The 25,365-nt window shown below is 72.0% G+C and carries 17 protein-coding genes and 2 pseudogenes; 17 read left to right on the top strand and 2 right to left on the bottom strand.

The features are described 5' to 3' along the window. Positions 1 to 126 precede the first annotated feature (126 nt). The 12 genes and pseudogenes from GTY67_RS28220 (at position 127) to GTY67_RS28170 (ending at position 15,349) form a co-directional block, all read left to right on the top strand. Complete coding sequence (locus GTY67_RS28220; RefSeq protein WP_161280750.1) at positions 127 to 720, top strand: hypothetical protein; 594 nt, start codon at positions 127 to 129, stop codon at positions 718 to 720. 208 nt (positions 721 to 928) lie between these two features. Then, complete coding sequence (locus GTY67_RS28215; protein WP_342636738.1) at positions 929 to 1,483, top strand: class F sortase; 555 nt, start codon at positions 929 to 931, stop codon at positions 1,481 to 1,483. Positions 1,484 to 1,589: 106 nt separating this feature from the next. Next, complete coding sequence (locus GTY67_RS35380; protein ID WP_272925846.1) at positions 1,590 to 1,715, top strand: hypothetical protein; 126 nt, start codon at positions 1,590 to 1,592, stop codon at positions 1,713 to 1,715. Positions 1,716 to 1,874: 159 nt separating this feature from the next. After that, a pseudogene (locus tag GTY67_RS28210) lies at positions 1,875 to 2,230 on the top strand (alpha/beta hydrolase); the annotation flags it as partial. A gap of 189 nt (positions 2,231 to 2,419) precedes the next feature. Next, complete coding sequence (locus GTY67_RS28205) at positions 2,420 to 3,889, top strand: aldehyde dehydrogenase family protein (RefSeq protein ID WP_161280749.1); 1,470 nt, start codon at positions 2,420 to 2,422, stop codon at positions 3,887 to 3,889. Then, positions 3,886 to 5,460 (top strand): APC family permease, encoded by a 1,575-nt coding sequence (locus GTY67_RS28200; RefSeq protein ID WP_093686180.1) that lies wholly within the window; start codon positions 3,886 to 3,888, stop codon positions 5,458 to 5,460. The genes GTY67_RS28205 and GTY67_RS28200 overlap by 4 nt, the downstream gene beginning before the upstream one ends. Before the next feature lie 14 nt (positions 5,461 to 5,474). Further along, entirely contained in the window at positions 5,475 to 7,052 is a 1,578-nt protein-coding gene (locus GTY67_RS28195; RefSeq protein ID WP_161280747.1) for a GMC family oxidoreductase N-terminal domain-containing protein, read from the top strand. A gap of 80 nt (positions 7,053 to 7,132) precedes the next feature. Next, a complete protein-coding gene (locus tag GTY67_RS28190; RefSeq protein WP_093686182.1) occupies positions 7,133 to 7,762 on the top strand; it encodes an alpha-ketoglutarate-dependent dioxygenase AlkB in 630 nt (209 codons plus the stop codon). A 128-nt stretch (positions 7,763 to 7,890) separates the two neighbouring features. Next, positions 7,891 to 10,404: a SpoIIE family protein phosphatase gene (locus GTY67_RS28185; protein WP_161280745.1), complete on the top strand. Its 2,514-nt coding sequence runs from the start codon at positions 7,891 to 7,893 to the stop codon at positions 10,402 to 10,404. Between the two features lie 133 nt (positions 10,405 to 10,537). Further along, a complete protein-coding gene (locus GTY67_RS28180; RefSeq protein ID WP_093686184.1) occupies positions 10,538 to 11,077 on the top strand; it encodes a hypothetical protein in 540 nt (179 codons plus the stop codon). A gap of 76 nt (positions 11,078 to 11,153) precedes the next feature. Continuing rightward, positions 11,154 to 13,421 (top strand): hypothetical protein, encoded by a 2,268-nt coding sequence (locus GTY67_RS28175; protein ID WP_161280743.1) that lies wholly within the window; start codon positions 11,154 to 11,156, stop codon positions 13,419 to 13,421. A gap of 377 nt (positions 13,422 to 13,798) precedes the next feature. Then, entirely contained in the window at positions 13,799 to 15,349 is a 1,551-nt protein-coding gene (locus GTY67_RS28170) for a sugar transferase (RefSeq protein WP_202462370.1), read from the top strand. Positions 15,350 to 15,420: 71 nt separating this feature from the next. On the opposite strand, the gene GTY67_RS28165 is transcribed toward GTY67_RS28170, so the two are convergent. Continuing rightward, complete coding sequence (locus tag GTY67_RS28165; protein ID WP_093686187.1) at positions 15,421 to 16,404, bottom strand: GDP-L-fucose synthase; 984 nt, start codon at positions 16,402 to 16,404, stop codon at positions 15,421 to 15,423. Between the two features lie 116 nt (positions 16,405 to 16,520). Here GTY67_RS28165 and gmd point away from each other — a divergent pair, with 116 nt between their 5' ends. The 5 genes and pseudogenes from gmd (at position 16,521) to GTY67_RS28140 (ending at position 24,214) form a co-directional block, all read left to right on the top strand. Next, entirely contained in the window at positions 16,521 to 17,534 is a 1,014-nt protein-coding gene (gmd, locus tag GTY67_RS28160) for a GDP-mannose 4,6-dehydratase (protein WP_093686188.1), read from the top strand. Then, positions 17,531 to 20,314, top strand: a complete 2,784-nt coding sequence (locus tag GTY67_RS28155) for a LamG-like jellyroll fold domain-containing protein (protein ID WP_161280741.1) — start codon at positions 17,531 to 17,533, stop codon at positions 20,312 to 20,314. The genes gmd and GTY67_RS28155 overlap by 4 nt, the downstream gene beginning before the upstream one ends. Beyond that, positions 20,311 to 22,566, top strand: a complete 2,256-nt coding sequence (locus GTY67_RS28150; RefSeq protein ID WP_161280739.1) for a LamG-like jellyroll fold domain-containing protein — start codon at positions 20,311 to 20,313, stop codon at positions 22,564 to 22,566. The genes GTY67_RS28155 and GTY67_RS28150 overlap by 4 nt, the downstream gene beginning before the upstream one ends. 3 nt (positions 22,567 to 22,569) lie before the next feature. Further along, a complete protein-coding gene (locus GTY67_RS28145) occupies positions 22,570 to 23,310 on the top strand; it encodes a hypothetical protein (protein WP_161280737.1) in 741 nt (246 codons plus the stop codon). Next, positions 23,307 to 24,214 (top strand): annotated as a pseudogene (locus GTY67_RS28140) (glycosyltransferase family 2 protein). Before GTY67_RS28145 ends, GTY67_RS28140 begins: the two are co-directional and overlap by 4 nt. Here the strand turns inward: GTY67_RS28140 and GTY67_RS28135 are convergent. After that, a complete protein-coding gene (locus tag GTY67_RS28135; RefSeq protein WP_161280735.1) occupies positions 24,159 to 25,322 on the bottom strand; it encodes a glycosyltransferase in 1,164 nt (387 codons plus the stop codon). The pseudogene GTY67_RS28140 and the gene GTY67_RS28135 sit on opposite strands and share 56 nt — an antisense overlap. Between the last annotated feature and the right edge of the window lie 43 nt (positions 25,323 to 25,365).

The raw sequence follows: 25,365 nt of genomic DNA, 5'->3' as shown, positions 1-25,365 counted from the left end.
CGGCGTGCTCCTTTCGGTGCAAATAACGCTGCGTGTCCGTGTGGTGACACCACGTCACCTGATGCATGTGGCATTCCTGGAACCCCACCCGGATTAGTACGACAATCCCACCATCCAGGAGTCGTCATGTCTTCATCCAAGCTCTCGCGCTCGTCCGCCCGGCGCCTCACCACCGCGGCCCTCGCGGCCTCGGCGGTCGCCGGGATGTCCCTCGCCGGTACGTCCGCGGCCCACGCCGCGCCCGGCGACAGCGGTGAGCTCAAGGTTCACCGGGCAGGTACGCCGTACGGCGACTCCCGCGACGAGACCAAGGTCTGCCGGTTCAACCTCTCCGCCGTCAACTTCGAGACCGTACCGCTGATCAACATCACCATCGCCCCGCAGCCGGCGACCCCGACCCGCCCCACGCTCACCGCCGCCGTCACCCTGGCCACGGGCAAGGGCCACTCCCAGGACTACTCCCTGCCCAACGGCCAGTACAAGGTGACCTGGACGTTCCCGGGCGGCGTGCCCAAGCAGAAGATCTTCACCGTCGACTGCCGTCCCACCGGCGGCGTGCCCGCCGGCGGCGGTGGCGTCCCGACCGTCGAGAGCGGCACCACGGCGGAGGACGGCATGCCGCTCGGTGCGACCTCGGCAGTGGCGGCGGGCGGAGTAGGCGTGCTCGCGCTGTTCCTCACCCGCCGGGCCGCCCGACGCCGCGCCCATGGCGCCGCGTAACACCGATCGCCCCCGCCCCCGCCCCCGTCGTCGGCGGCGCCGTGGCCCGAGCCGCGCCTGCCGCCTCACCATCACGCTGAGCGTCACCTTCACGCTGGTGGCAACCGTGGTCCAGGGATGCGACAACGGATCCCCGGACCACGGCACCGCCACCGCCTCAGGTGCCGACGGGAAGACATCACCGCGGCCGTCGCCGACGGGGCGGGCCATGGAGGAACCCCGCTCACCGGCGGCACACCCCCGTCCCACAGCCGCCGCGAAACCGAGGGCGAAGCCGACGGCTCCGCCACCCGGCCCGCTCCCTCGCTCACCGGCGACGAAGCTGGCCATCCCGGCACTGTCACTGCAAGCACCGGTCGTAGCGCTGCCCCTCGACCCGGCAGGCCACCCCGGGACCCCGCCCATCGACAAACCGAAACTGGTCGGGTGGCACGGCGACGGCCCCACGCCAGGCGAGGCGGGAACCGCGCTGGCGGTCGGGCACCGGGACACCCTCACCGGGCCGGCCGTCTTCCTCAACATCAGCATGCTGCGCGCCGGCAACACCGTCCAGGTCACCCGGGCCGACCGGCGTACCGCCGTCTTCACCGTCGACGCGGTCCGCACCTACCAGAAGACGTCCTTCCCCGACAAGGAGGTGTACGGAGAAAGGGGACGGCCGGAACTACGGCTGATCACCTGCGGCGGCCGCTTCGACAAGAAGGCGGGCTACGCGGCCAACGTCGTCGTCTTCGCCCATCTCACCAGCGTCCGACAAGCGTGACGCGACTCGCAGCCGCCACCGGTTCTTGCGGGTGTGGGCCCGCGAGCCCGGCATCGGTCCAACGAAAAGTCCCTGACTCCGGAGGAGTGCTGATATGGAATTCTGCATGGTATTCGCTTTCGGTGGGCTGGCGGTGCTGATGGTGCTGGTCGGCAGCGCGGTCTGCGTCGACTGTGCTCTCAAGGCCGAAACGGAGGGGAACGCCGGCCCGGGAGAACTCCAGTCCCTGTGAGGACCATGGGTTCGTCCCGGGCAAGAACCGGTCGCGCCGCCGGTCTTCGGCAGCGAACGCGCGGCCGGTTCGCCGCCGGCGGATGAGCGGGGGAAAGCCCGCGCACCTCGTTCGGCCCCCGTCCGGTGACCGTCCCGGAGCGGGGTCCATAGACATGTTCAGCGCAACGTCGCGGTCGACCGGCTCAGGTATCCGATGCTCGGCGCCTCCACGGCTGGGATCGGGCCGTGCGCGTTCTGGCCGGGCGGACAGGTGGAGCCGCCGGTGCGGATCGGTGGCCGGGGCCCGTCGAACGTGCTCATGGTGCAAACGAGCGCGCCCTGGGGACTCCGCCGGCCGGCGCCCGGGAGCTGCGGCGGGCGTTCGGGCAGCGGGCCACGCCGGTGACGGACGGCCAGGGCGGCCACGGCGTCCATCCCTTCGACGACAATGCGTGCGCGAAGGGCGCGGTGACCGCGTTCCTGACCACCGGGCAGCGTCCCGCGCGGGACCTTGCCTGCGCGGCGGAAGCCGGCAGGTGGGCCTCGGGCGGCCGGGACGAACCGCGGAGTGGGAGGCCGCGGTATCGCCACGGCCGCGCTTGCGGTGCACGTGCGCACGGCCACCCTTACCCTCGGTCCTGGAGTGACCACAGAGGGTGCCGGGGCACCGGTGCCGGAGGCCGCCCGCCCACCCCGCACAGGAACCCCGTACAGGAGGAGCCCATGCCGGAGCTGTTCATCGGCGGCCGGTGGACCGCCGCCGCCGAGGCGGGCACGCGGGAGATCCGCTGCCCGGCCGACGGCACGCTGGTGGCCACCGTCGACGAGGGCGGGCGCAAGGACGCCGAGGCGGCCGTCGCCGCCGCCCGGGCCGCCTTCGACGACGGGCCCTGGCCCCGGACGCCGGCCGCCGAGCGCGGGCGGCTGCTGCTGCGGGTCGCGGAGCTGCTGGAGCGTGACAAAGGCATCTTCGCGCGGGCCGAGTCGCTGGACACCGGCAAGCGGCTCGTCGAGAGCGCCTACGACATGGACGACATCGCCAACTGCTTCCGGTACTTCGGCAATCTCGTCGCCACCGGGGACGGGGGCCGGGTCGTCGACACCGGGGTCGCGGACGTCGACAGCCGGATCGTGTACGAACCCGTCGGGGTCTGCGCGCTCATCACCCCGTGGAACTATCCGCTCCTCCAGACCGCCTGGAAGGTCGCGCCTGCGCTCGCCGCAGGCAACACCTTCGTCCTCAAGCCCAGTGAGCTGACCCCGCACACCGCCGTCCTGCTCATGGGGCTGCTCGTCGAGGCCGAGCTGCCGGAGGGGGTCGCCAATCTGGTGCTCGGGGCGGGGGCCGCCGTGGGCGCGCCGCTCACCGAGGACCCCCGGGTGGACATGGTCTCGTTCACCGGCGGGCTCGCCACCGGGCGCGCCATCATGGCGGCCGCCGCGCCGACCGTGAAGAAGGTCGCCCTGGAGCTGGGCGGCAAGAACCCGAACATCGTCTTCGCCGACGCCGACTTCGAGACCGCCGTCGACTACGGGCTGATGGCGGTCTTCCTCCACTCGGGGCAGGTCTGCTCGGCGGGGGCGCGGCTCCTCGTCCAGGACGAACTGCACGACCGGTTCGTGGACGAGCTGGTGGCGCGGGCGCGCCGGATCAGGCTCGGCGGCCCCTTCGACGAGGACGCCCGCAGCGGCCCGCTGATCTCCGCCGCCCATCGCGACAAGGTCGAGGCGTACGTGGCCGAGGGCATCGCCGAAGGCGCCGTACTGCGCTGCGGGGGCGCGCGGCCCGACGATCCCGCGCTGGCGGACGGCTTCTACTACCCGCCGACCGTGCTGGACGAGTGCCGCTCGTCCATGTCGGTGGTGCGGGACGAGTCGTTCGGGCCGGTGCTCACGGTGGAGCGGTTCCGGGACGAGGACGAGGCGGTGCGGCTCGCCAACGACACCGTGTACGGGCTGGCGGGCGCGGTCTGGACGCAGGACGGCGGGCGCGCCCACCGGGTGGCCTCGCGGCTGCGCGCCGGCACCGTATGGATCAACGACTTCCACCCCTACGTACCGCAGGCGGAGTGGGGCGGCATGAAGCAGTCCGGGTTCGGCCGTGAGCTGGGTCCGGCGGGGCTCGCCGAGTACCAGGAGGCCAAGCACATCTGGCGCAATGCGGCCGCGACCCCGCAGCGGTGGTTCGAGTGAGCGCGGACGGCAGTACGGAGCCGGGCGGAGCGCCGAGAACCCAGACGCAGCACGACGACGACGCGCTCGGGGAGATGGGCTACCGGCCCGAACTCAAGCGCACCCTCGGCAACTTCCACACCTTCGCCGCCGGGATCAGCTACATCTCGATCCTCACCGGCACCTTCCAGCTCTTCTACTTCGGCGTCAGCTTCGGCGGTCCCGCCTACTGGTGGTCCTGGCCGATGGTCTTCTGCGGGCAGCTGATGGTGGCCCTGTGCTTCTGCGAGCTGGCGGCCCGCTATCCGGTGGCCGGTTCGGTCTACAACTGGGCCAAGAAGATGGGCGGCCCGCATGTGGGGTGGCTCGGCGGCTGGATGATGATGACGGCCACCATGGTCACGCTCTCGGCGGTGGCGCTGGCGTACCAGATCACGCTGCCGCAGATCGACGGCTGGTTCCAGTTCATCGGCGACGGCAGCGGCCAGAACGACCAGGCGGCCAACGCCGTCCTCCTGGGCACGGTGCTCATCCTCTTCTCCACGCTGGTGAACGCGTTCGGCATCAAGCTGATGGCCCGCATCAACTCCGCTGGCGTCTTCATCGAACTGGTCGCCGCCGTCGCCCTGATCATCTTCCTGGGCGCGCACATCACCCGCGGCCCCAGCACCGCGCTGACGGAGACGTACGGCCTCGGCACCGGCCAGTCGCTCGGCTACTTCGGGGCGTTCCTCACCGCCTCGCTCGCCTCCGCCTATGTGATGTACGGCTTCGACACCGCCTCCTCCCTCGGAGAGGAGTCGCACAACCCGGGCCGCAACGCGCCCCGCGCCATCCTGCGGGCGCTCATCGCGTCGTTCCTGATCGGCGCGTTCATCCTGCTCTTCGCGCTGCTCTCGGTGCCGGACCTCCAGGCCGAGGAGCTGTCCACGGGCGGGCTCCAGTACGTGGTGCTGGCGACGCTCGGCGAGACCATCGGGGAGGTCTTCCTCTGGTCGGTGGTCGTCGCGATCACCGTCTGCGTGCTGGCCGTGCAGGCGGCCGGTATCCGGCTGATGTTCGCCATGGCCCGGGACAACAACCTCCCCGCCGGATCGAAGCTGGCCAGGGTCAGCCCCCGCTTCCAGACGCCGGTGGTGCCCGCCGTGCTGATCGGGGTGGTCGGCGTGGTGATCCTGGTGGTCAACATCAACCAGCCGCAGATCTTCTCGGTGATCACCAGCATCGCGATCATCATGATCTACGTGGCCTATCTGCTGGTCACCGTGCCCATGCTGCTCCAGCGGCTGCGCGGCACCTGGCAGCCGCGCGAGGGCGCGTTCTCGCTGGGCCGGTGGGGGCTGCCGGTCAACGTGCTGGCGGTGCTGTGGGGCACGGCGATGTCCCTCAACCTGGCCTGGCCGCGCGCCGAGGTCTACAACGCGACGGGCCCGCAGCACTGGTACCTGCGGTGGGGCGCGTTCCTGTTCATCGGCGTCGTCGCGCTGGGCGGCTTCGCCTACTACTGGTTCGTCCAGCGGCACCGTACGGGCGTGCTCGCCGAGCACCGCTTCCTGCCCGAGGACCCCACCGTTCCGCCGCAGAATCCTTGAGCCCTGGAGACGCGATGCCCGTAGAGAGCCCTGTGCCCGTGTACGACTACGTCGTGGTCGGCGGCGGTACGGCCGGTGCCGTCGTCGCCGCCCGGCTCACCGAGGACCCCTCCGTCACCGTCTGCGTCCTGGAGGCGGGCCCCTCGGACGTCGGGGACGAGAGCATCCTGCGGCTGGACCGGTGGATGGCGCTGCTGGAGTCCGGCTACGACTGGGACTATCCGGTGGAGCCGCAGGAGTACGGCAACAGCTTCATGCGCCACGCCCGCGCCAAGGTGCTCGGCGGCTGCTCCTCGCACAACTCGTGCATCGCCTTCTGGGCCCCGGCCGAGGACCTCGACGAGTGGGGCGCGCTGGGCTGCACCGGGTGGAGCGCGGCGGACTGCTTCCCGCTCTACAAGCGGCTGGAGACGAACGACGCACCCGGCGACCACCACGGCCGCTCGGGCCCGGTCACCCTCCGTACGGTCCCGCCGGACGACCCGTGCGGTACGGCGCTGCTGGAGGCGTGCGCGGAGACCGGCATCCCCACCACCCCGTTCAACACGGGCACCACCGTCCTCCGGGGCGCGCACTGGTTCCAGATCAACGCCCGCGAGGACGGCACCCGCTCCTCGGCCTCGGTCTCGTACCTGCATCCCATCCTCGGCAAGCGGCCCAACCTGGAGGTACGGACCGGGCTCCAGGCGAAACGGCTGCTGTTCGACGGTGAGAGCGGCGAGAACGGCAAGCGGTGCACCGGCGTGGAGTACCTGGAGCCCGACACCGTCCACAGCGGCAGGGTGCACGCCCGGCGCGAAGTGGTCGTCGCCTGCGGGGCGATCGACTCCCCCAAGCTGCTGATGCTCTCCGGGATCGGCCCGGCCGCGCACCTGCGGGAGACCGGGATCGATGTCCGGGTCGACTCCCCCGGTGTCGGCTCGCACCTCCAGGACCACCCGGAGGGCGTGATCATGTGGGAGGCGAAGCAGCCCATGGTCACCGCCTCCACCCAGTGGTGGGAGATCGGGATCTTCGCCGACACGGAGCCGGGCCTGGACCGGCCGGACCTGATGTTCCACTACGGCTCGGTCCCGTTCGACCTGAACACCTACCGGCGCGGCTACCCCACCTCGGAGAACGCGTTCTGCCTCACCCCTAACGTCACCCGCGCCCGCTCCCGGGGCACGGTCCGCCTCCGCACCCGGGACTTCCGGGACAAGCCCCGGGTCGATCCGCGCTACTTCACCGACGAGCACGACGTACGGGTGATGACGTACGGGCTCCGCCTCGCCCGGGAGATCGTGGCGAAGCCGCCGATGGCCGCCTGGGCGGGCACCGAGCTGGCGCCGGGGGCGGGCGCGACCACGGACGCGGAGCTGTTCGACTACATCCGCGAGACCCACAACACCGTCTACCACCCGGCGGGGACGGTACGGATGGGTGCGGTGGACGACCCGGACTCGCCCCTCGACCCGCAGCTGCGGGTCAAGGGGGTCACCGGGCTGCGAGTGGCCGACGCGTCGGTGATGCCGGTGCTGACCACGGCCAATCCGTGCATCACGACCATGATGATCGGCGAGAAGTGCGCCGACCTCATCAAGGAGAGCTGAGCAAGAAGGCCTGATCGACGAGAGCTGAGCCGACCGGCCAGCTATTCGCACACCCGTACGAATAGCGTTACGCTCGTTCCATGTCCGTACACCTCCAGACCTCCCTCTTCGACCAGGGGAACGACATCACCGTCCGCCCCCTGGACGGGCTGCGCCGTGAGCATCTCGGCCACGGCGCCTGGATCGACGTACTCCCGCAATGGCTCCAGGGGGCCGACGCCCTGTTCGAGGCGCTGGCCGGTGGTGTGGCCTGGCGGGCGGAGCAGCGGGTCATGTACGAGCGGGTGGTGGCGGTCCCACGGCTGCTGGCCTTCTTCGGCGGGAGCGATCCCCTGCCGCACCCCGCTCTCGACGCCGCCCGTACGGCGCTGAGCGCGCACTACGGGAGCGAGCTCGGCGAGCCGTTCACCACGGCCGGGCTCTGCTACTACCGGGACGGCCGGGACGGGGTCGCCTGGCACGGTGACACGATCGGCCGAGGCTCCACCGAGGACACCATGGTCGCGATCCTCTCCCTCGGGGCACCGCGCCACCTGGCGCTGCGGCCCCGCCGGCCGGGTCCCGTGCCCGTACGCCGGTCGCTCGGGCACGGCGACCTGATCGTCATGGGCGGCAGCTGCCAGCGGACCTGGGAGCACGCGGTCCCCAAGACGGCACGGGCCCTGGGGCCGAGGATCAGCGTCCAGTTCCGGCCCGACGGCGTGCGCTGACCGCACCGCCGACCGCACCGGTGACGGCCGGAATCCGCCCCGATCGGCCGTGGCGCGGGCGTACCGCAGTTGTGCCCGCCGGGGCCAGGGCGGATTCTGAAGACCATGGACCAGGCCGGTGTGGCGCGGTGAGCGCGACCAGAGCGGCGGATGCCGCAGACTTCCGTGGCCCCCTGGACATCGCCAGGGCGGCCACGGTGGTTCTGGACGGCCGGGACACGGTCGTCGGCTGGAGCCCCGCCGCCACCGAGCTGCTCGGTTACGGGCCGCACGAGGCCGTCGGGCGGCCCCTGAGCGTGTTCCTGTCACCGCTGCCCGCCGAGGGGCCCCTCCCGGCCGCGTCGGACCGCCCGGGTCCGGCCGAGCGCCCGGGGCCCGGACCGCCCGAGGGCAGCGAGATCCGCCTCGCGCGCCACCAGGACGGCCGGGAGCTGCTGGTGGCGACGACGATGTGCCCGCTGGCGGACGGGGTCGGCGAGGGCGGTGCCGAGACCCCGGGCCGGGTGCTGGTCGCCGCCGAGCTCGGGGAGCTGCGGCAGTGGGAGTCCCGGCTCGCCCTGCTCCAGGGGCTCGCCACCCAGTCGCCCGTCGGCCTGGCCATCTACGACACCGACCTCCGGCTGACCTGGAGCAACACCGCCTACGAGCGGGAGATCGGCAGGCCGCTGGCCGAGTACCGGGGGATGCGGGCCGACGAGCTGTACTCCGGGGGCCGTTTCGTCACCCCGGGATACCCGCAGACTCTCGACGCCGTGATGCACCACGTGATCGACACCGGCGAACCCATCCTCGACCTGCATTTCCAGGGCATCCCGCCGAGCGACCCGGGCACCGAGCACCTGTGGTCCTGCTCCTACTACCGGTTGCAGGACGCCCACGGGCATGTGTTCGGGGTCTGCGAGGACGCCTTCGACATCTCCGACCGCCAGCGCGCCCAGCAGCGTCTCGCCCTGCTGGTGGAGGTCGGCCGCCGGATCGGCACGGTCCTGGACGTGGTCACCACCGCCGAGGAGATCGCCGAGGTGACCGTGCCGGAGTTCGCCGCCGCCGTACGGGTCGACATCGCGCGGGTGACGGTGATGAGCGGGGAGCTCCCGGCGACCGGGAGTTCGGCGGCCATGGACCTGCTGCGGGTCGGTGAGCACTCCGCGGGCCCGGGGATCGCCGATCCGGGCGAGCCGCTCCATCCGGCCGCCCCGGGGAGCCCGGCCCACCGCTACCCCCCGGTCGCCTATCCGCCCGGTTCGCCGCAGGACCGTTCCCTGGCCTCCGGCGGTCTCGTACTCGACGACAACGTCCTGGTCGTCCCGTTGCGCGTCGGCGGCAGCGTGCTGGGGCTCGTCACCTTCGTACGGAGTCCGCGTCCCGAGACGTCCGGCCGGGTGGTCGCCCACGGCCCGGCGAACACCTTCGACAACGGTGAGGTCGCCCTGGCGGACGAGCTGGCGGCCCGGGCGGCGGTCTGCATCGACAACGCCCGCCGCTTCACCCGCGAGCGCTCCGCCTCCCTGGCCCTCCAGCGGCAACTGCTGCCGCACCACGTCCCGCCGCAGTCGGCCGTCGAGATCGCCTACCGCTATCTGCCCTCGGACGATGTGACGGGGGTCGGCGGTGACTGGTTCGACGTGATCCCGCTCTCCGGGACCCGGGTCGGCCTGGTGGTCGGGGACGTGGTCGGCCACGGCCTCCAGGCGGCCGCCACCATGGGGCGGCTCCGCACCAGCGTGCGCGCCTTCGCCCAGCTGGACATGGCCCCGGACGAGCTGCTGACCCGGCTGGACGACCTGGTGGGGCAGCCGCTGGACGAGCGGCCGGGCGCGCGGGACGGCGTGGCCTCCGACGCGTACGACGAGCTGACCACCGGGGCGACCTGCCTGTACGCGGTGTACGACCCGGTCTCGCGGCGCTGTGTCATGGCCCGGGCCGGGCATCTGCCGCCGGCCGTGGTGCACCCCGACGGGCAGGTGACGTTCCCGGATCTGCCGGCCGGGCCGCCGCTGGGGCTGGGCGGTCTGCCCTTCGAGTCCATGGAGATCGAACTCCCGGTGGGGAGCCTGCTGGCGCTGTTCACGGACGGTCTGGTGGAGGCCCGCGAACACGACATCGACCAGGGACTCGCCGCGCTGGGCCGGGTGCTCGGCGCCCCCGCCGCCTCGCTGGAGGAGTTGTGCGACCGGGCCGTCTCCACGCTGGTGCCGGACGCCACGACCGCCGACGACACCGCCCTCCTGCTGGCCAGGACCCGGCAGCTGGACGAGAGCCAGGTCGCCGAGTGGGAGCTGCCCGCCGAGGCGGTGACGGTGGGGCGGGCGCGTGAACTGGCCACCCGTCAGCTGAGCGTCTGGGGTCTCGAGGAGCTGTCCTTCGCCACCGAACTGGTCGTCAGCGAGCTGGTCACCAACGCGGTCCGGTACGGCGGCGGGCCGCTGCGGCTGCGCCTGATCAGGGACCGCACCCTGCTCTGCGAGGTCGCCGACACCGGCCACACCTCGCCGCATCTGCGCCACAGCGCGGAGGACGACGAGGGCGGGCGCGGGCTGTTCATCGTCGCCCAGCTCGTCCAGCGGTGGGGGACGCGCTACACCCCGGCCGGCAAGACCATCTGGACGGAACAGGCCTTTCCGCCGGTCGAGTTCGGCTGAATCTGATCGTTTTCCGGACCCTGATGGTCTCCCTTCGTTGACAACATCAACATCTTTCGACTTAGGTGTGCCTTACCTAAGTCGACTGGGTGTCCGTGGTTCTGGTTCCGATGCCGAGAAAGGTGCTCATTCGATGAGTGCTGTTCCCTCCACCCGTACCGTCGCCCGCACGGGCCTCGCCCTCCTCTCCGCCGCCGCCCTGGCGCTCTCCCTCGCCTCCCCCGCCGCAGCGGCGACCGGGACCCGCACGATCACCGACGGCGGCACCACCTACAACCTGTCGCTGACCGCCCCCGACACGGCGAACGCCTCCGGGCAGAACATCACCGTCACCGGCAGCGGCTACAACCCGGGGCAGGGCGTCTACGTCACCCTCTGCGTGGTGGACGGGGCTCAGGGCGCCAACAAGCCCTCCCCCTGTCTCGGCGGCCAGGACGAGGCCGGGACCACCGGGGCCTCCCACTGGGTCTCGAACCTGGGCGGCGGCACGCTCCCCAACAGCTCGGCCTTCGGCGCGGGCGGCACCTTCAGCGTGCAGATACACGTCAAGGCCGACCTCGGCGGCGGCAACATCTGCGGCGACACCGTCGAGTGCGCCGTGGTGACCCGCGCCGACCACACCGACACCAACGACCGCAAGTACGACGTCCACACGCCGATCGACTTCGTGTAGGACACCACCCAGCCATCGGCCCGGTCCCGGCGCTCCTCGCCGGGGCCGGGCTCCCCGCGTCGTGACGAGGAATGACATGACACCCACCCCGGGCACCCCGCCGACCGGCCCCGGCAGACCCCGCAGACCCGGCCGCCGCATCTCCGCGGCCGCCGTGGCCGCCCTGCTCCTCGCGGCGGTCCCCGCGGGCGCCGCGGTCAGCGCCGACGCCGCCACCCCGAAGAGCGCCACCGGCCCCGAGGGCCAGAAGCTCACCGTCTCGGCCACCACCGGCCTGGATCCCGCGGGTCAGAAGATCCGGGTCACCGGCGAGGGGTACGGGCTCAGGACCGGCATCTACGTCGCGCTCTGCAAGGACAACGGGGCGAACCGGGTCCCCTCCCCCTGCCTCGGCGGCGCCGACATGAGCGGCGGCTCGAAGAACTCGCAGTGGATCGTGCCCCCGGGCGACCCGTACGAGGGTGAACTCGCCCTGCCCTTCGGCCCCGGCGGCACGTTCGACGTCGAGATAGAGATCCGGTCCAAGGGCGACGGGCTGGACTGCGCCGACGTACCGTGCTCCGTCGTCACCCGGGCCGACCACCGCGCGAGCGGCGACCGTACGCAGGACGTGCGCATCCCCGTGGTCTTCGCGGACCAGGAGCCCGGCGAACCGGGCGGCGAGGGTGTCGACGTACCCGCCGGGACCGTCTCCTACAAGCCCGCCGCCGACTTCACCTCGGCGGGCAAGCCGCTGGACCTGCTGTTGCACCCCGACTCGAAGAAGCTGTACGTCGGCGCGGACAACCTCCCCGACACGGCCGACATCGACGAGCGCGGGCTCTATGTGCTGGACCCCGAGGACGGGAAGGCCGAGAGCTGGATCAGCCAGGCCCCCGGGCCGACCGGAGAGCCGCGCGCCTCGACGGCGGCACGGATCGCCGGACCGCTGCCGGGCGACGGCGTGGTCTACCACTACCCGCTGCGGGGCGTCGGGAGCGCCAAGGCGGGCGACGCGGCCGCCTCGGGCGTCTGGCTGGCCGGGTCGACGGTCACCGACATCGCACCCGGTACGGCTCCGGGCACGGTGCTGGTCGCCCAGGGCGCGAAGCTCTCCGAGATCGGGACGGCGACGGGCACGGCCACCCGGAGCCTCACGCTGCCGGGCGGCAACCGGTTCGCCGCCGACCCCGCCCGGAACGCGGTCTGGTTCGGCGACTTCGCGGCCGGGAAGCTGCACCGGGTCGACCTGGTCACCTTCGCCGTCACGGACTCGTTCGACCTGCCGGGGCCCGGCGGCATGGCCGGGTTCATCCAGGCGGACCCGGCGAGCGGCGCGGTGTGGGTGGGCGTCGACCGGTCCGTGCTGGTCTTCGACGCCACGGGCACGCTGGTGAAGACGCTGGCCGGCAAGGACCTGGCCCGGGACGCCGCCTTCGATGTCGAGAGCGGCCGCGCCTTCGTGGTCTGGCAGGACGGCGGCGACCTCTCGGACCCGGCCAACGACAACAACGGCACGCTCACGGTGTACGACAGCGCGGACTTCACCCCGGCGGCCAAGGACCTCTCGCTGCCCGGCAACCAGTCACAGCTCGGCGCCGCCTCGCTCGCCGTCGCACCCGGCGGGGCCACGGTCTACGTGACCAGCCCGGCCGAGGGGAAGATCACCCGGCTCATCCGGCAGGTCTCGCCCCTGGTCACCCAGGCGCCCGCCGACCGCTCGGTGGAGGCCGGGGAGGAGGTGGCCCTCACGGCGCGCGCGGAGGGCACCCCGGAGCCCTCGGTCCGCTGGCAGGTGAGCACCGACGGCTCGCAGACCTGGCGGGAGCTGGACGGGGCGGCCGAGCCCGTGCTGACGTTCACCGCGAAGAGCGCCCAGGACGGCTACCGCTACCGCGCCGAGTTCCGCAACGAGGTCGGCACCACGCGTACGGCTCCGGTCACGCTGACGGTCACCGAGGCGAACGGCGGCGCGGACAGCGGTGGTTCCGGTGACAGCGGTGGTTCGGGTGACTCCGGCGGCTCCGGTGACACGGGCGGTCAGACCGGCGGCTCCCCAACTAGTGGCTCGGCCACCGGTGGTGACGCCTCGACAGGTGGCGGCGGCACCGGCGGCAGTCCCGACGGCGGCTCCTCCGCCGACGCGTCCGGCTCTTCCGGATCCTCCGGTTCACCGGCCGGCGGCGCAGGTTCCACGGTCGGCGGCGGTGTCGGCGGCTCCTCCGGTACGGAGACGGCGTCCGGCGGCAGTCTCGCGGCGACCGGGCTCACTGTGATCTCGGTAACTCTCCTTGCCGCAGCGCTCCTTGGCGGCGGGCTGCTGATCCACCGCCGGGCCCGGAGGCGGATGACGGGCCTCGCGTGACTCCGTGGGCGCCCCCTTCCACCCCGGGTGGGCCGCCCACGGACCCCGAACCCCCTGGCAGCGCAGGTCGCTGCCAGGGGGTTCGTCCGTTCACTCCGGCGTGCGCCCGGAGTGCGCGCCTCCGCGTCCGGCCACCGGAGGCCCCGCCCCACAAGCGCTTGCAAACCTGTTGATCCGTCAACTACCGCCCCTCACAGGCGAGATCAGCCGGTTGCGCCGGATCGCGGGAGTCTGGACCGAGCCGTCTGAACTTCACGAGAACTCCAGCGAAATGGCACGTGTGTGGATATCGTGCACCGAGCGAGGGCGCATCCGTCAGTCCATGGGATCGACGGATGCGTCGCGTTTGTGGGGGTGCGACTGTGACTGGGGGGTTCATGGGGCATGTCGAAATACCGGAAACTGACATATCCGGACCGGTGGGGGTCCGGGGCGCGCCGCGCCCCCGCACCGCCGCCTCCCGGAATCGTACGGCGGCCCTGGAACAGCTGTGGAGGGCCCCGACAGCAGAGCGCGACCCGGCCGGGCGGGCTCCGGCCCGCCGGAAGCCGGGGCACCACCCGTCGGGCGGTGCGCTGACCGATCTGGCGGCCATGGCCGGACCCGCCTGGCTCCTGCTCCACCTGGGCGAACAGCCCCGCCCGTGGCTCGCCGCGGCGGTCGCGGGCCTGCTGTGGACCGGTTTACGCGGTGCGCGCGGCCGGTACGCCGACCCGGTGCACGCCGAGCCGGGCGGTGCGTTCGGCGCCCTCGGGGACTGGCTGGTGCTCCTCGGGGTGCTCGCCGTCCTGCACGCGGCGGCGGGGGGTTCCGTGGACCCGGCGACGGCCGTCGTGGCCGTGGCGCCGGGGCTGCTGGTCGCCACCGCCGTGGAGGGGCTGCGGCGCTGGCCGCAGACCGCGCGGCGGGGGCGGGGGGTGCGCCGGGTGCTGCTGGTGGGTGAGGCGGCGGGGCTGGACCGGGCGGCGGAGCTGCTCAACTCCCGTAAGGACCACGCCTATCGGCTGGTGGCCGCGATCCCGGTGGGCCCCGACCGGCCGGGGTTCGAGGGCGTGCAGGTGCCGGGGCGGCTCGCCTCCTGCCCGGCGGACGACGATGTGACGACGGTGCTCGGCGGGGCCTACGCCCACGACGCGGACCTGGTGCTGGTGGCTCCCGGACCCCAGCTGACCGGGGACCGGCTGCGGCGGCTCGGCTGGGGGCTGCACGACGCGGGCGTCGCCCTGTGCGTGGCCTCCGAGCTCTCCGGCATCGCGGCCGGCCGGGTCCGCCCGGTGACGGCGGCCGGGCTCACCCTGCTGCACATCGCGCCGCCGCTGCGCGGTGGCCCGCAGGGGGCGCTCAAGGCCGCGCTGGACCGGGGCGGCGCCCTGTTCGGCCTGCTGGTGCTCTCACCGCTGCTGCTCGCGGTGGCGCTGAGCGTGCGGCTCTCCTCGCGCGGCCCGGTCTTCCACCGCCAGGTCCGCCAGGGTCAGCACAACCAGCCGTTCACCATGTGGAAGTTCCGCACGATGGTGGCGGACGCGGAGGCGCGCAAATCACAGCTCACCGAGGCCAACGAGGTCGACGGGCCGCTCTTCAAGATGCGCCGGGACCCCCGGGTGACCCCCGTGGGGCGGACGCTGCGCCGCACGTCGATCGATGAACTCCCGCAGCTGTTCAACGTGTTGCTGGGCCAGATGTCCCTGGTGGGGCCCCGGCCGCCGCTGCCCGAGGAGGCGTCCCGGTACGACGAGCGGGAGGGGCGCAGGCTCGCCGTGAAACCGGGGCTGACCGGGCTGTGGCAGGTCAGCGGCCGCTCGGACCTGTCCTGGCAGGAGACCGTCTCGCTGGACCTCTGGTACGTCGACAACTGGTCGGTGGCCACGGACATGGGGCTCCTCGCCCGTACGGTGCGCGCGGTCACCGACGGCCGCGGGGCGTACTGAGACGGGCGGGCGCGGCGATGCGAGGAACCCCGGTGCGCCACCGCGCGTCCGGCGAGCGCGGTGGCGAACGGTCATGCGGCGGGGGCGAGTTGGCCCAGCCACCAGGCGTAGGTGCGGGCGATGCCGTCGCGCAGCGGGATCTGCGGCTTGAAGCCGAGGGAGGTCAGACGGGAGACGTCGAGGAGCTTGCGGGGGGTGCCGTCGGGCTTCGAGGTGTCCCAGCCGATCCGACCCTGGTAGCCCGTCACCTCGGCGATGGTCTCGGCGAGTTCGCGGATGGTGAGGTCTTCGCCGCAGCCGATGTTGACGGGCGCGTCACCGTCGTACGCCTCCAGCAGGCGTACGCAGGCGGCGGCCAGGTCGTCGACGTGGAGGAACTCGCGGCGCGGCGAGCCGGAACCCCAGAGGGTCACCTCCTCGGCCCCGTCGCGCTGCGCCTCGTGGAAGCGGCGGATCAGCGCGGGCAGGACGTGCGAGGTCTCCAGGTCGAAGTTGTCGCCGGGCCCGTAGAGGTTGGTGGGCATGGCGCTGATGTAGGAGGCGCCGTACTGCCGGCGGTAGGACTGGGTCTGGACGATTCCGGCGATCTTGGCCAGCGCGTACGCCTCGTTGGTGGGCTCCAGCTCCCCGGTGAGCAGCGACTCCTCGCGGATCGGCTGGGGGGCGAGCCGGGGGTAGATGCACGACGAGCCGAGGAAGAGCAGCCGCCCGGTCCCCGCCGCGTGCGCCCCGGCGATCACGCTGAGCTGGATGCGCAGGTTGTCCTCCAGGAACTGCACCGGGTAGGTGCTGTTGGCCATGATCCCGCCCACCTTGGCGGCGGCCAGCACCACGGCGTCCGGGCGGATGTCCCGCAGATACGTCTCGGTCCGCGCGGCGTCGCGCAGGTCGAGGAGGTCGCGGCCGCGGGTGAGGACCTCGTGGCCGTCGTCGGCGAGGCGGCGGGCCACCGCAGAGCCGACCAGACCGCGGTGGCCCGCGACGAATATGCGGGAGCCCGGGCGCAGTAGAGGGCGGGCGGATTCCTGGGGTGGGACGGGGAGTTCGGTCGTCATGGCTCGGATTGTGCCAGCAGTAAGGGACTGTGGTGATGTTTTGCCGCAGAACGCTCCAATTCCGATATGTCGGTGACCTGTTCGTCGCACAGACGGACAGCAGAGAAGGGGGAATCGTGGCGAAGACCGCGCTCATCACGGGAGTGACCGGCCAGGACGGCTCGTACCTGGCGGAGTTGCTTCTCGACAAGGGGTACACGGTCCACGGCCTGATACGTCGCTCGTCGAGTTTCAACACCGAGCGGATCGACCACATCTACCAGGGCCCCGAGGAGCCGGAGCGCTCCTTCGTCCTGCACCACGCGGACCTCACCGACGGGGTGGCGCTGGTGAACCTGTTGCGCGACATCCAGCCCGACGAGGTCTACAACCTGGGCGCCCAGTCCCATGTGCGGGTCTCCTTCGACGCCCCGCTCTACACCGGTGACGTCACCGGGCTCGGCACCATCCGGCTCCTGGAGGCGGTCCGGGCCAGCGGCGTCCAGACCCGGATCTACCAGGCCTCGTCCTCCGAGATGTTCGGCGCCAGCCCGCCGCCGCAGAACGAGAAGACCCCGTTCCACCCGCGCAGCCCCTACAGCGTGGCGAAGGTCTACTCGTACTGGGCGACGGTCAACTACCGCGAGGCGTACGACATGTTCGCCGTCAACGGGATCCTCTTCAACCACGAGTCGCCGCGCCGCGGGGAGACCTTCGTGACCCGGAAGATCACCCGCGGGGTGGCCCGGATCAAGGCCGGGCTCCAGGACCGGCTGCACCTGGGCAACCTGGACGCGATCCGGGACTGGGGGTATGCGCCGGAGTACGTGGACGCCATGTGGCGGATGCTCCAGTGCGACACCCCGGACGACTACGTGGTGGCGACCGGCGAGGGCGTCAGCGTCCGGCAGTTCCTGGAGTTCGCCTTCGAGCACGCGGGCCTCGACTGGGCCGAGCATGTGCGGTACGACCCGAAGTACGAACGCCCCAGCGAGGTCGACGCGTTGATCGGTGACGCGTCCAAGGCGGAGGAGCTGCTGGGCTGGAAGCCCGAGGTCAAGTCCAAGGAGCTGGCCCGGATCATGGTCGACGCGGACATCCGCCTGCTCTCGGACCAGCTGACCGGGGCCGCCGTCCGGGTGGACAGATGAGGGGGGCGGGCGGTCGAGGACGTACCCCGCGCGGCTGCGTTCTCACCGCCGTCCTCGCGCTGGCCGCCGGGGTGCTCGCCCCGGTGGCCACCGCGCCCCCGGCAGCCGCGCTCACCGACCCGGTCGGCTTCACCGCCGACCACCTGCCCACCTACCAGACCAACGGGATCGTGTGGTCGCTGGCCGAGGCCGACGGGGTCGTCTACGCGGGCGGCACCTTCTCCACCGTCCGCCGGGCCGGTACGCCCTCCGGCGGCGCCTCCACGCCCGCCGTCAACTTCGCGGCGTTCGACGCGGCGACGGGGGCTCCGGCCGGCTGCTCGCTCTCCTTCACCCGGACCAGCGGCACCGCCACCGTCCGGGCGCTCGCCGTCTCGCCGGACAGGTCGACGCTGTACGTGGGGGGTTACTTCAACGCGGTCGACGGGAGCAGCGCCAACGGGCTGGTGGCCGTCGACACCGCCACCTGCATCCGGCGTGCGGGGTTCTCGCCGAACGTCTCGGCGACGGTCCGCGCGCTGGACGTGGCGGCGGACGGCACGGTCTACGCGGGCGGCGACTTCCAGTCGGTGAACGGGCAGACCCGGCGCTTCTTCGGGGCGCTGACTCCGGCGGGTGCGGTGACCGGGTGGAATCCGGACGCGGACGCCCCGGGGCGGACGCTGCGGGTGACCACGGACGGGCAGTCGGTGCTGATCGGCGGTGACTTCTTCACCGTGGGCGGCGCCAACTCCCATGCGATCGCGGTGACGAGCGCCACCACCGGCTCCCTCACCCGGGGCTATCCGAACAACTTCATCCCGTCCACCGCCGTCATCAAGGACATCGTCACGGACTCCGCCTCCGGCGGCTGGTACGCGGCCGGTGAGGGCCGGGGCGGCAACTCCTTCGACGGCCGCCTCGCGATGGAGCTGGACGGCTTCGGCCAGCGCTGGCGGGACACCTGCCAGGGCGCCACGCAGGCCCTGCGCGTGTACAAGTCGGTGCTCTACGCAGCGAGCCACGTCCACGACTGCTCCACGATGGGCGGCTTCCCCAACCAGGCGCGCAAGCACCTCACCGCGCAGAGCGTCGACGACCCGGCGCTGCTGGGCTGGCTGCCCGACACCAACGACGGGATCGGGGAGCCGGTCGGGCCCCGCGCGCTGACGGTCTCCACCCGTGACGGCCGTGACTTCCTGTGGGTAGGAGGGGAGTTCACCACGGTCAACGGGGTGCAGCAGCAGGCGCTGACCCGGTTCGCCAACACCCCGGACACCGGCGCGCCGAGCGTGCCCGCCGCCGGTGTGTCGGCGCCGCGCGCGGGTGAGGTGCGGGTGAGCTGGCGGTCCTCGCTGGACCTGGACGACAGCCTGCTGACGTACCGGGTGTACCGCAACGGGGGCGCGGCGCCGGTGCACACCACGACCGGCTCGTCGCTCTTCTTCAGCCGCCCCCAACTGACCTTCACCGACCGGAACGTGGCCGCCGGGCAGAGCTACTCCTACCGGATCACGGCGACCGACGGCGCCGGCAACACCAGCGCCCTCTCCCCCGCCGCCTCCGTGACCGCCGCCTCCCCGTACCAGGAGCGGGTGCTGGCCGACGGGGCGAACCTGTACTGGCGCTACGACGAGCCGGGCGGGGCGTTCGCGGCGGACGCGTCGGGCAGCCTCGACGGCGGGGTGTACGTGAACGCCCCCACGTACCGCTCCACGCCCTCGGCCGTCGCCGGTTCGGCAGCGCTCTCGCTGAACGGCAGCGACGAGTACGTCCACAGCGACCGGCTGCACCGCTACACCTCGCCCACCCCGTACTCCATCGAGACGTGGTTCCGCACGACATCGACGAGCGGCGGGCGGATCGTCGGGTTCGGCAACAACATCGGCACGGCGCAAGGGCATACGAGCTCGGTCTCCGACAAGCTGCTCCACCTGACGAACAACGGGCGGCTCGCCTTCGGCGTCCAGGCCGGCAGCACCAACAGCCGCCCCACCCTGACCAGTTCGGGGAGCTTCAACGACGGCCGGTGGCACCACGCCGTCGCCACCCAGGGGCCCGGCGGTATGGCGCTGTATGTGGACGGGGTGCGGGCCGCCTCCAACACGACCGCGGGCAACCGTTCGTACAACGGGTACTGGCGGGTCGGCGGTGACGCCATGAACAACGCCTGGCCGAACCGGCCCTCCTCCCCCTACTTCGCCGGCCAGGTCGACGAGACGGCCATCTACCCCACCGCCCTGACCGCCGCGCAGGTCGCCGCCCACCACCAGCTGGCCCAGGCGCCCGCCCCGCCCGGCGACACCACGGTGAGCCTCCTGCCCACCGAGGACGCGTACGCCAACGGCGTATCGCCCAACGTGAACTACGACGACCAGCAGCTGGCCTCCCGGGGCACCACCCCCTACCTGGGCTATCTGCGCTTCACCCTGCCCGCCGCCCCGGCCGGGCAGGTCCTCAAGGGGGCCCGGCTCCAGTTCCGTACGTCGCCGGATCCGACGGCGGGCTCCACCGACAGCCACACCGTGGTGCCGGTCACCGGCGCCTGGACCGAGTCGGCGGTCACCTACAACTCCCGGCCGGCGCTCTCCGCGTCCGTGCTGGGGAGCATCACCGGCGCAACCGCCGTCTCCACCGACTACTCGGTGGAGCTCACCGCGCCGGCACTGGGCGGGGCCCTCGGCTCCGCCTACTCACTCGCCCTGACCAGCAGCGGGACGGACAGTCTGCGCATCTGGTCGAGCGAGGCAGGATCGGCGGCCGCCAGGCCGCAGCTCGTTCTCACCTTCGGAGCTGAATGATGAACGGAAGTACGGGGCAAAGAACCGGAGGACGTGGCCGTTTCCGGGCCGCTGCCGCCGCTCTCTGCCTGCTGGCCGGAGCCCTGACCGCCACGGCGGTCGGGGGTTCCCCGGCGACGGCGCTGACCCCTCCGGTGGCCATCACCGCCGACGACCTCTCCACCTGGCAGACCAACGGCATCGTCTGGGCGCTGGCGGCCGGCGACGGCGTCGTCTACGCGGGCGGCACCTTCTCCACCCTGCGGCCGCCCAAGGCGGCGGCCGGGACCAATGAGCAGCCCGCGGTGAACTTCGCCGCCTTCGACGCGGCGACAGGGGCGCCCACCGACTGCTCCCTGTCGTTCACGATCTCCTCGGGGACCGCGACCGTACGCTCGCTGGCGCTCTCCCCCGACGGGGAAACGCTGTACGCGGGCGGCCAGTTCGGGGCGGTGAACGGGGTCGGGGTCAGCAACTTCGCGGCGATCGACACCGCCACCTGCACCGTCCGCAACAACTTCAAGATCGCCGTCTCGGCCACCGTGCGCGGTCTCGCCGTCACGTCCGACACGGTCTATCTGGCCGGTGACTTCAACACCGTCGGCGGCCAGACCAGGAACAAGTTCGCGGCCGTCTCCACCGCCGGGGCCTCGCTCCTGCCGTTCACGGCCAACGCCGACGAGGTCGCCCGGGCGATCGAGGTGACCCCGGACGGACAGAAGGTGCTGCTCGGCGGTGACTTCTTCCGGATCAACGGCACGACCACCCACGCCCTGGCCGTGGTCGACGCCACCACCGGACAACTCACCAAGACCTACCCAGGGTTCATCCACAACAACTCCACCGTCCAGGACATCACCACCGACGCCACCGGCTTCTACACCGCCAACGAGGGCACCGGCGGCGGGGTGTTCGACGGCCGGATCGCCCTGAACCTGAGCGACTTCCAGCAGCGCTGGCGTGACACCTGCCTGGGCGCCACCCAGGCCGTGGCGGTCCACTCCGGTGTGCTCTACAGCGGCAGCCACGCCCACGACTGCTCCTCCATGGGCGCCTTCCCCGACCAGCCGCGCAAGCACCTGCTGGCCCAGTCGGTCGACGACCCGAAGCTGCTGCCCTGGTTCCCGGACACCAACGACGGCATCGGCGAGCCGGTCGGTCCGCGGGTGATGACCCAGACCGGCAAGGGCGGCCGCCACTACCTGTGGGTCGGCGGCGAGTTCACCACCGTCAACAGCGCCCCCCAGCAGGGGCTGACCCGGTTCGCGGACGGCCCGGACACCGGGGCGCCCTGGGTGCCCAACGTCAGCCTGTCCACGCTGAATCCGGGGAAGATCGAGGTGAACTGGCAGACCAGCTTCGACACCGACGACGGTGAGCTGACCTACCGGATCTACAAGGACAACGCCGCCACCCCCATCCACACCACGACCGGCTACTCCGTCTTCTGGAACCGGCCGCAGCTGAGCTGGACGGACACCGACGTCGTGCCGGGCCAGACCTACTCGTACCGGATCACCGCGAGCGACGGCACCAACACCAGCGCCAAGTCCCCGGCCCAGTCCGCCACCGTGGCGACCACGACCGAGGCGTACCCCGCCCGGGTCAAGGCCGACGGGGCCACCCTCTACTGGCGCTACGACGAGGGCACCTCCACCTTCGCCCACGACAGCAGCGGCAACCTCAACAACGGCTTCCTGCGCAACGCCCCGGCCTACCGGCAGACCCCGGCGGCCGTCGCCGGTCCGTCCACCGCGATCGGTTTCAACGGGACCAACCAGTACGCGTACAGCAACCGGCAGCACCCCCAGCCGACCCGGTTCTCGGTGGAGACCTGGATCAAGACCACCACCACCCAGGGCGGGAAGATCATCGGCTTCGGGAACCTGAACCAGCAGAACAGCACCCGCCACGACAAGCACGTCTACATGCGCAACGACGGACGCCTCACCTTCGGCGTCCACAGCGGCGCCGCCCGCACCATCGCCACCACGGCGGCGTACAACGACGGCCAGTGGCACCACGTCGTCGCCACCCAGGGGGCCAGCGGGATGGCGCTGTACGTCGACGGGCAGCTGCGCGCGTCGAACATCCTGTACTCCGGCAACGAGAACTACCCGGGGTACTGGCGGGTCGGCGGGGACAACCTCGCCAGCTGGCCGAACCGTCCGACGAGCAACTTCTTCGCCGGGCAGATCGACGAGACCGCCGTCTATCCGACCGCGCTCACCGCTTCCCAGGTCAGCGCGCACTACGCCCTGAGGAATGGCTGATCGATGAGGAATCCGTTCCTGGCCGGCGCCGCCGTCGTCATGACGGTGGCGGCGCTGGCCGCCTGCGGCTCGTCCGCGGACGGGAACGGGCCGGAGGCCGCGGGCGCCCAGCGCCCCGCGGCCTCCGGGCCCTCCGTCCCCGGCCCGTCCGCCGCCACACCGGCCACACCCGACGCGCCCACCGCACCCGCCACCGAGGAGCCGGCGGCCCCCGGACCGTCCGCTCCCCCGGCCACCGCCGAGGGCCCCAAGACACCCTCCGACGAGATCACCCCGGCCACCGGGACCTTCACCAAGCAGCAGAAGGAGTACCTGGAGGACCGGGTGCCCAAGGGCATGGACCCGGCCGCCGTGCTCCAGACCGGCCAGGAGACCTGCGACAAGCTGCGCTACCTGGTCAAGGCCGACCGGGACACCGCCGTGGGCGCGATCGCCACCCAGGAGATCCCCGACGTACCGGCCGCAGTGGCGGGCCTCTGCCCGCAGCACCAGGACCTGGTCGACGAGGCCGCGTACGCCTATGCGGACGGCACCCACACCGGGAAGGCGCTGCGGCCCGGCATCTACCGCTCCGCCTCCCCCACCACGCACTGCTCATGGCAGATCGAGGGGGCGGGCGGCAAGGAACTGGCCGCCGGAACCTCCGACACGGGCAAGTCCCGGAAGATCACCATCCCGAAATCCGCCCGTACGTTCACCTCCACAGGCTGCTACGCCTGGCTGCCCGAAGGAGCCAAGGGATGACCGCAGGTAAGACGAAGCTTCCCATAGCCGTGGCGATCCCCACGAAGAACGAGGGCCTGAACATCGCCGAGGCGGTGAAGTCGGTGCTCGGTCACTTCGAGGCGGTCGTCGTGGTGGACTCCCACAGCACCGACGACACGGTGAAGATCGCCGAGGAGTGCGGGGCCGAGGTGGTCACGTACACCTGGGACGGGGGCCATCCGCGGAAGAAGCAGTGGTGTTTGGAGAACGTCCGTACCGATCTGGACTGGATCCTGCTGCTGGACGGCGACGAGCGGCTCAGCCCGGGGCTGCTGGCCGAGCTGCGGGAGACCTTCCGGGATCCGGCGGCGCCGAAGCCCGCCGCGTACGACGTCCCGCTCGGGTACTGGTTCTCGGGGAAGCGGCTGCGGCACGGATACACCATCCGCAAGCGGTCGTTGACCGACCGCACCCGCTCCTACTACCCGGAGGTCGGGGACCTGGACGCGCCGGGCATCGGGGAGGTGGAGGGGCACTACCAGCCGGTCGCGGCGACGGTGGGGACGCTCAAGCACCCGATCGAGCACCAGGACCTCGACCCGGTCACCGCCTGGTTCGAGCGGCACAACCGGTACTCGGACTGGGAGGCGTGGCTGGAGCACCACCCCCAGGTGAAGGAGCAGGTGCGCCAGGTCAAGTCACGCCAGGGGCAGTTGTTCCACAAGGCACCGTTCAAGCCGGTGGTGTCGTTCGCGTACATGTACCTCTACCGGCGGGGCTTCCTGGACGGCCGCGCCGGGTTCGACTTCGCGCTGGCGATGAGCTTCTACCGCTGGCAGATCGCCCTCAAGTCCCGCGAGAAGCCCGTACGTTGACGCGCGGCCTCTTCACCCTCGCCTCCGGCGGACCACGTCCTCGTAGGTCCGCCGGAGGGTGGCGGTGACGGCCTCGATGGTGAACTGCTCGTTGACCAGCTCCCAGGCGGCCTTGCCCGCCTGCTCGGCGGCCTCCGGCTCCAGCAGCTCCAGGATCGCGTCGGCGACCTTGCGGGCGTTGGCCGCGTCCTCGCCGACCCGGCTGTCGATGACCCGGCCCGAGCCCGCTGCCGCCACGTCGGGCGCCTGCCCGCAGGTGCGGGTGATGACCACCGGGGTGCCGACCGACATCGCCTCCAGGACCGAGACCGGGAACGGCTCCTCGATCGCGGGCAGCACATACACATCGGCCTCGCGGTCGGCGGCGAGGACCTCGTCGTGCTCCAGCGGGCCCACATGGTCCAGGGAGTCCGTGACGCCCAGCTCCCGGGCCAGGGCGAGGGTTTCGGCCAGGGCGCCGGTGTCCGGCCCGGCCAGCACGAAGCGGGCGTCCGGGTGGCGGGCCAGGACGTGCGGCATCGCGGAGACGAAGTCCTCGGGCCGCTTGCGCTCCTGGATCCGGGCGAGGTACAGGATGGTGGGCGGGCGGCCGGGGTCACGGGCAGACTTGCGCTCCTGCGGGCGGACCCCGTTGACCAGCCGTACGGTACGGGTGAGCGGGACGGGGGCCGCGACGGCGTTCACATCGACCCGCTCCATCTCGGTGAGGTGCAGCACGGCGTCGGCCTCGCGCAGCACCTTGCGGACCCCGAGGACGTCGGTGAGCTGGGCGACCCTCTTCTCGGTGGGGTCGATCATGCCGTGGGTCTGGACGACCAGCGGCGTACGGGTGGCGAGGGCGAGCAGCGCCGCGGGCAGGGTCACCAGGTCCCGCATCAGATGGACGTGTACGAGGTCGGCGCCGCGCATCATGCGGCGTGCGGTGCGCAGCAGCGCGGCGGAGGTGATCCCGCTGACCTCGAACATCGGGAGCAGGTGCCGGGCCTGGAAGAGGTGGACCGGAACTCCCTCCACGTGGCTGGGGAGTTCGCCACCGGGGAAGCCGTCGCCGAGGGCCATGACGCGGGCGTCGTCACCGGCGGCCCGCTGGACCTTGGACAGGTTGAACGCCACCCGCGTCGGACCGCCGAAGGCGTGGTCCGGAGTATGGAGCGTGACAACGTGCAGGATTTTCACCAGAGTTCCCCTCGACCATGGCCACTTGTTCACAGCCTAGCCA

Origin of the sequence: Streptomyces sp. SID8374 (genome assembly GCF_009865135.1) — a bacterium.
In the GTDB taxonomy this organism is placed as follows: Bacteria; Actinomycetota; Actinomycetes; order Streptomycetales; family Streptomycetaceae; genus Streptomyces.
This window is presented reverse-complemented; position numbering and strand designations above follow the sequence as displayed.

Coding starts and splice junctions, on each gene's coding strand:
- GTY67_RS28215 (WP_342636738.1), top strand. CDS start 929: ATGGAGGAACCCCGCTCACCGGCGGCACACCCCCGTCCCACAGCCGCC.
- GTY67_RS28220 (WP_161280750.1), top strand. CDS start 127: ATGTCTTCATCCAAGCTCTCGCGCTCGTCCGCCCGGCGCCTCACCACC.
- GTY67_RS28190 (WP_093686182.1), top strand. CDS start 7,133: ATGTCCGTACACCTCCAGACCTCCCTCTTCGACCAGGGGAACGACATC.
- GTY67_RS28165 (WP_093686187.1), bottom strand. CDS start 16,404: ATGACGACCGAACTCCCCGTCCCACCCCAGGAATCCGCCCGCCCTCTA.
- GTY67_RS28170 (WP_202462370.1), top strand. CDS start 13,799: ATGGGGCATGTCGAAATACCGGAAACTGACATATCCGGACCGGTGGGG.
- GTY67_RS28145 (WP_161280737.1), top strand. CDS start 22,570: ATGAGGAATCCGTTCCTGGCCGGCGCCGCCGTCGTCATGACGGTGGCG.
- GTY67_RS28205 (WP_161280749.1), top strand. CDS start 2,420: ATGCCGGAGCTGTTCATCGGCGGCCGGTGGACCGCCGCCGCCGAGGCG.
- GTY67_RS28155 (WP_161280741.1), top strand. CDS start 17,531: ATGAGGGGGGCGGGCGGTCGAGGACGTACCCCGCGCGGCTGCGTTCTC.
- GTY67_RS28180 (WP_093686184.1), top strand. CDS start 10,538: ATGAGTGCTGTTCCCTCCACCCGTACCGTCGCCCGCACGGGCCTCGCC.
- GTY67_RS28150 (WP_161280739.1), top strand. CDS start 20,311: ATGATGAACGGAAGTACGGGGCAAAGAACCGGAGGACGTGGCCGTTTC.
- GTY67_RS35380 (WP_272925846.1), top strand. CDS start 1,590: ATGGTATTCGCTTTCGGTGGGCTGGCGGTGCTGATGGTGCTGGTCGGC.
- GTY67_RS28195 (WP_161280747.1), top strand. CDS start 5,475: ATGCCCGTAGAGAGCCCTGTGCCCGTGTACGACTACGTCGTGGTCGGC.
- GTY67_RS28175 (WP_161280743.1), top strand. CDS start 11,154: ATGACACCCACCCCGGGCACCCCGCCGACCGGCCCCGGCAGACCCCGC.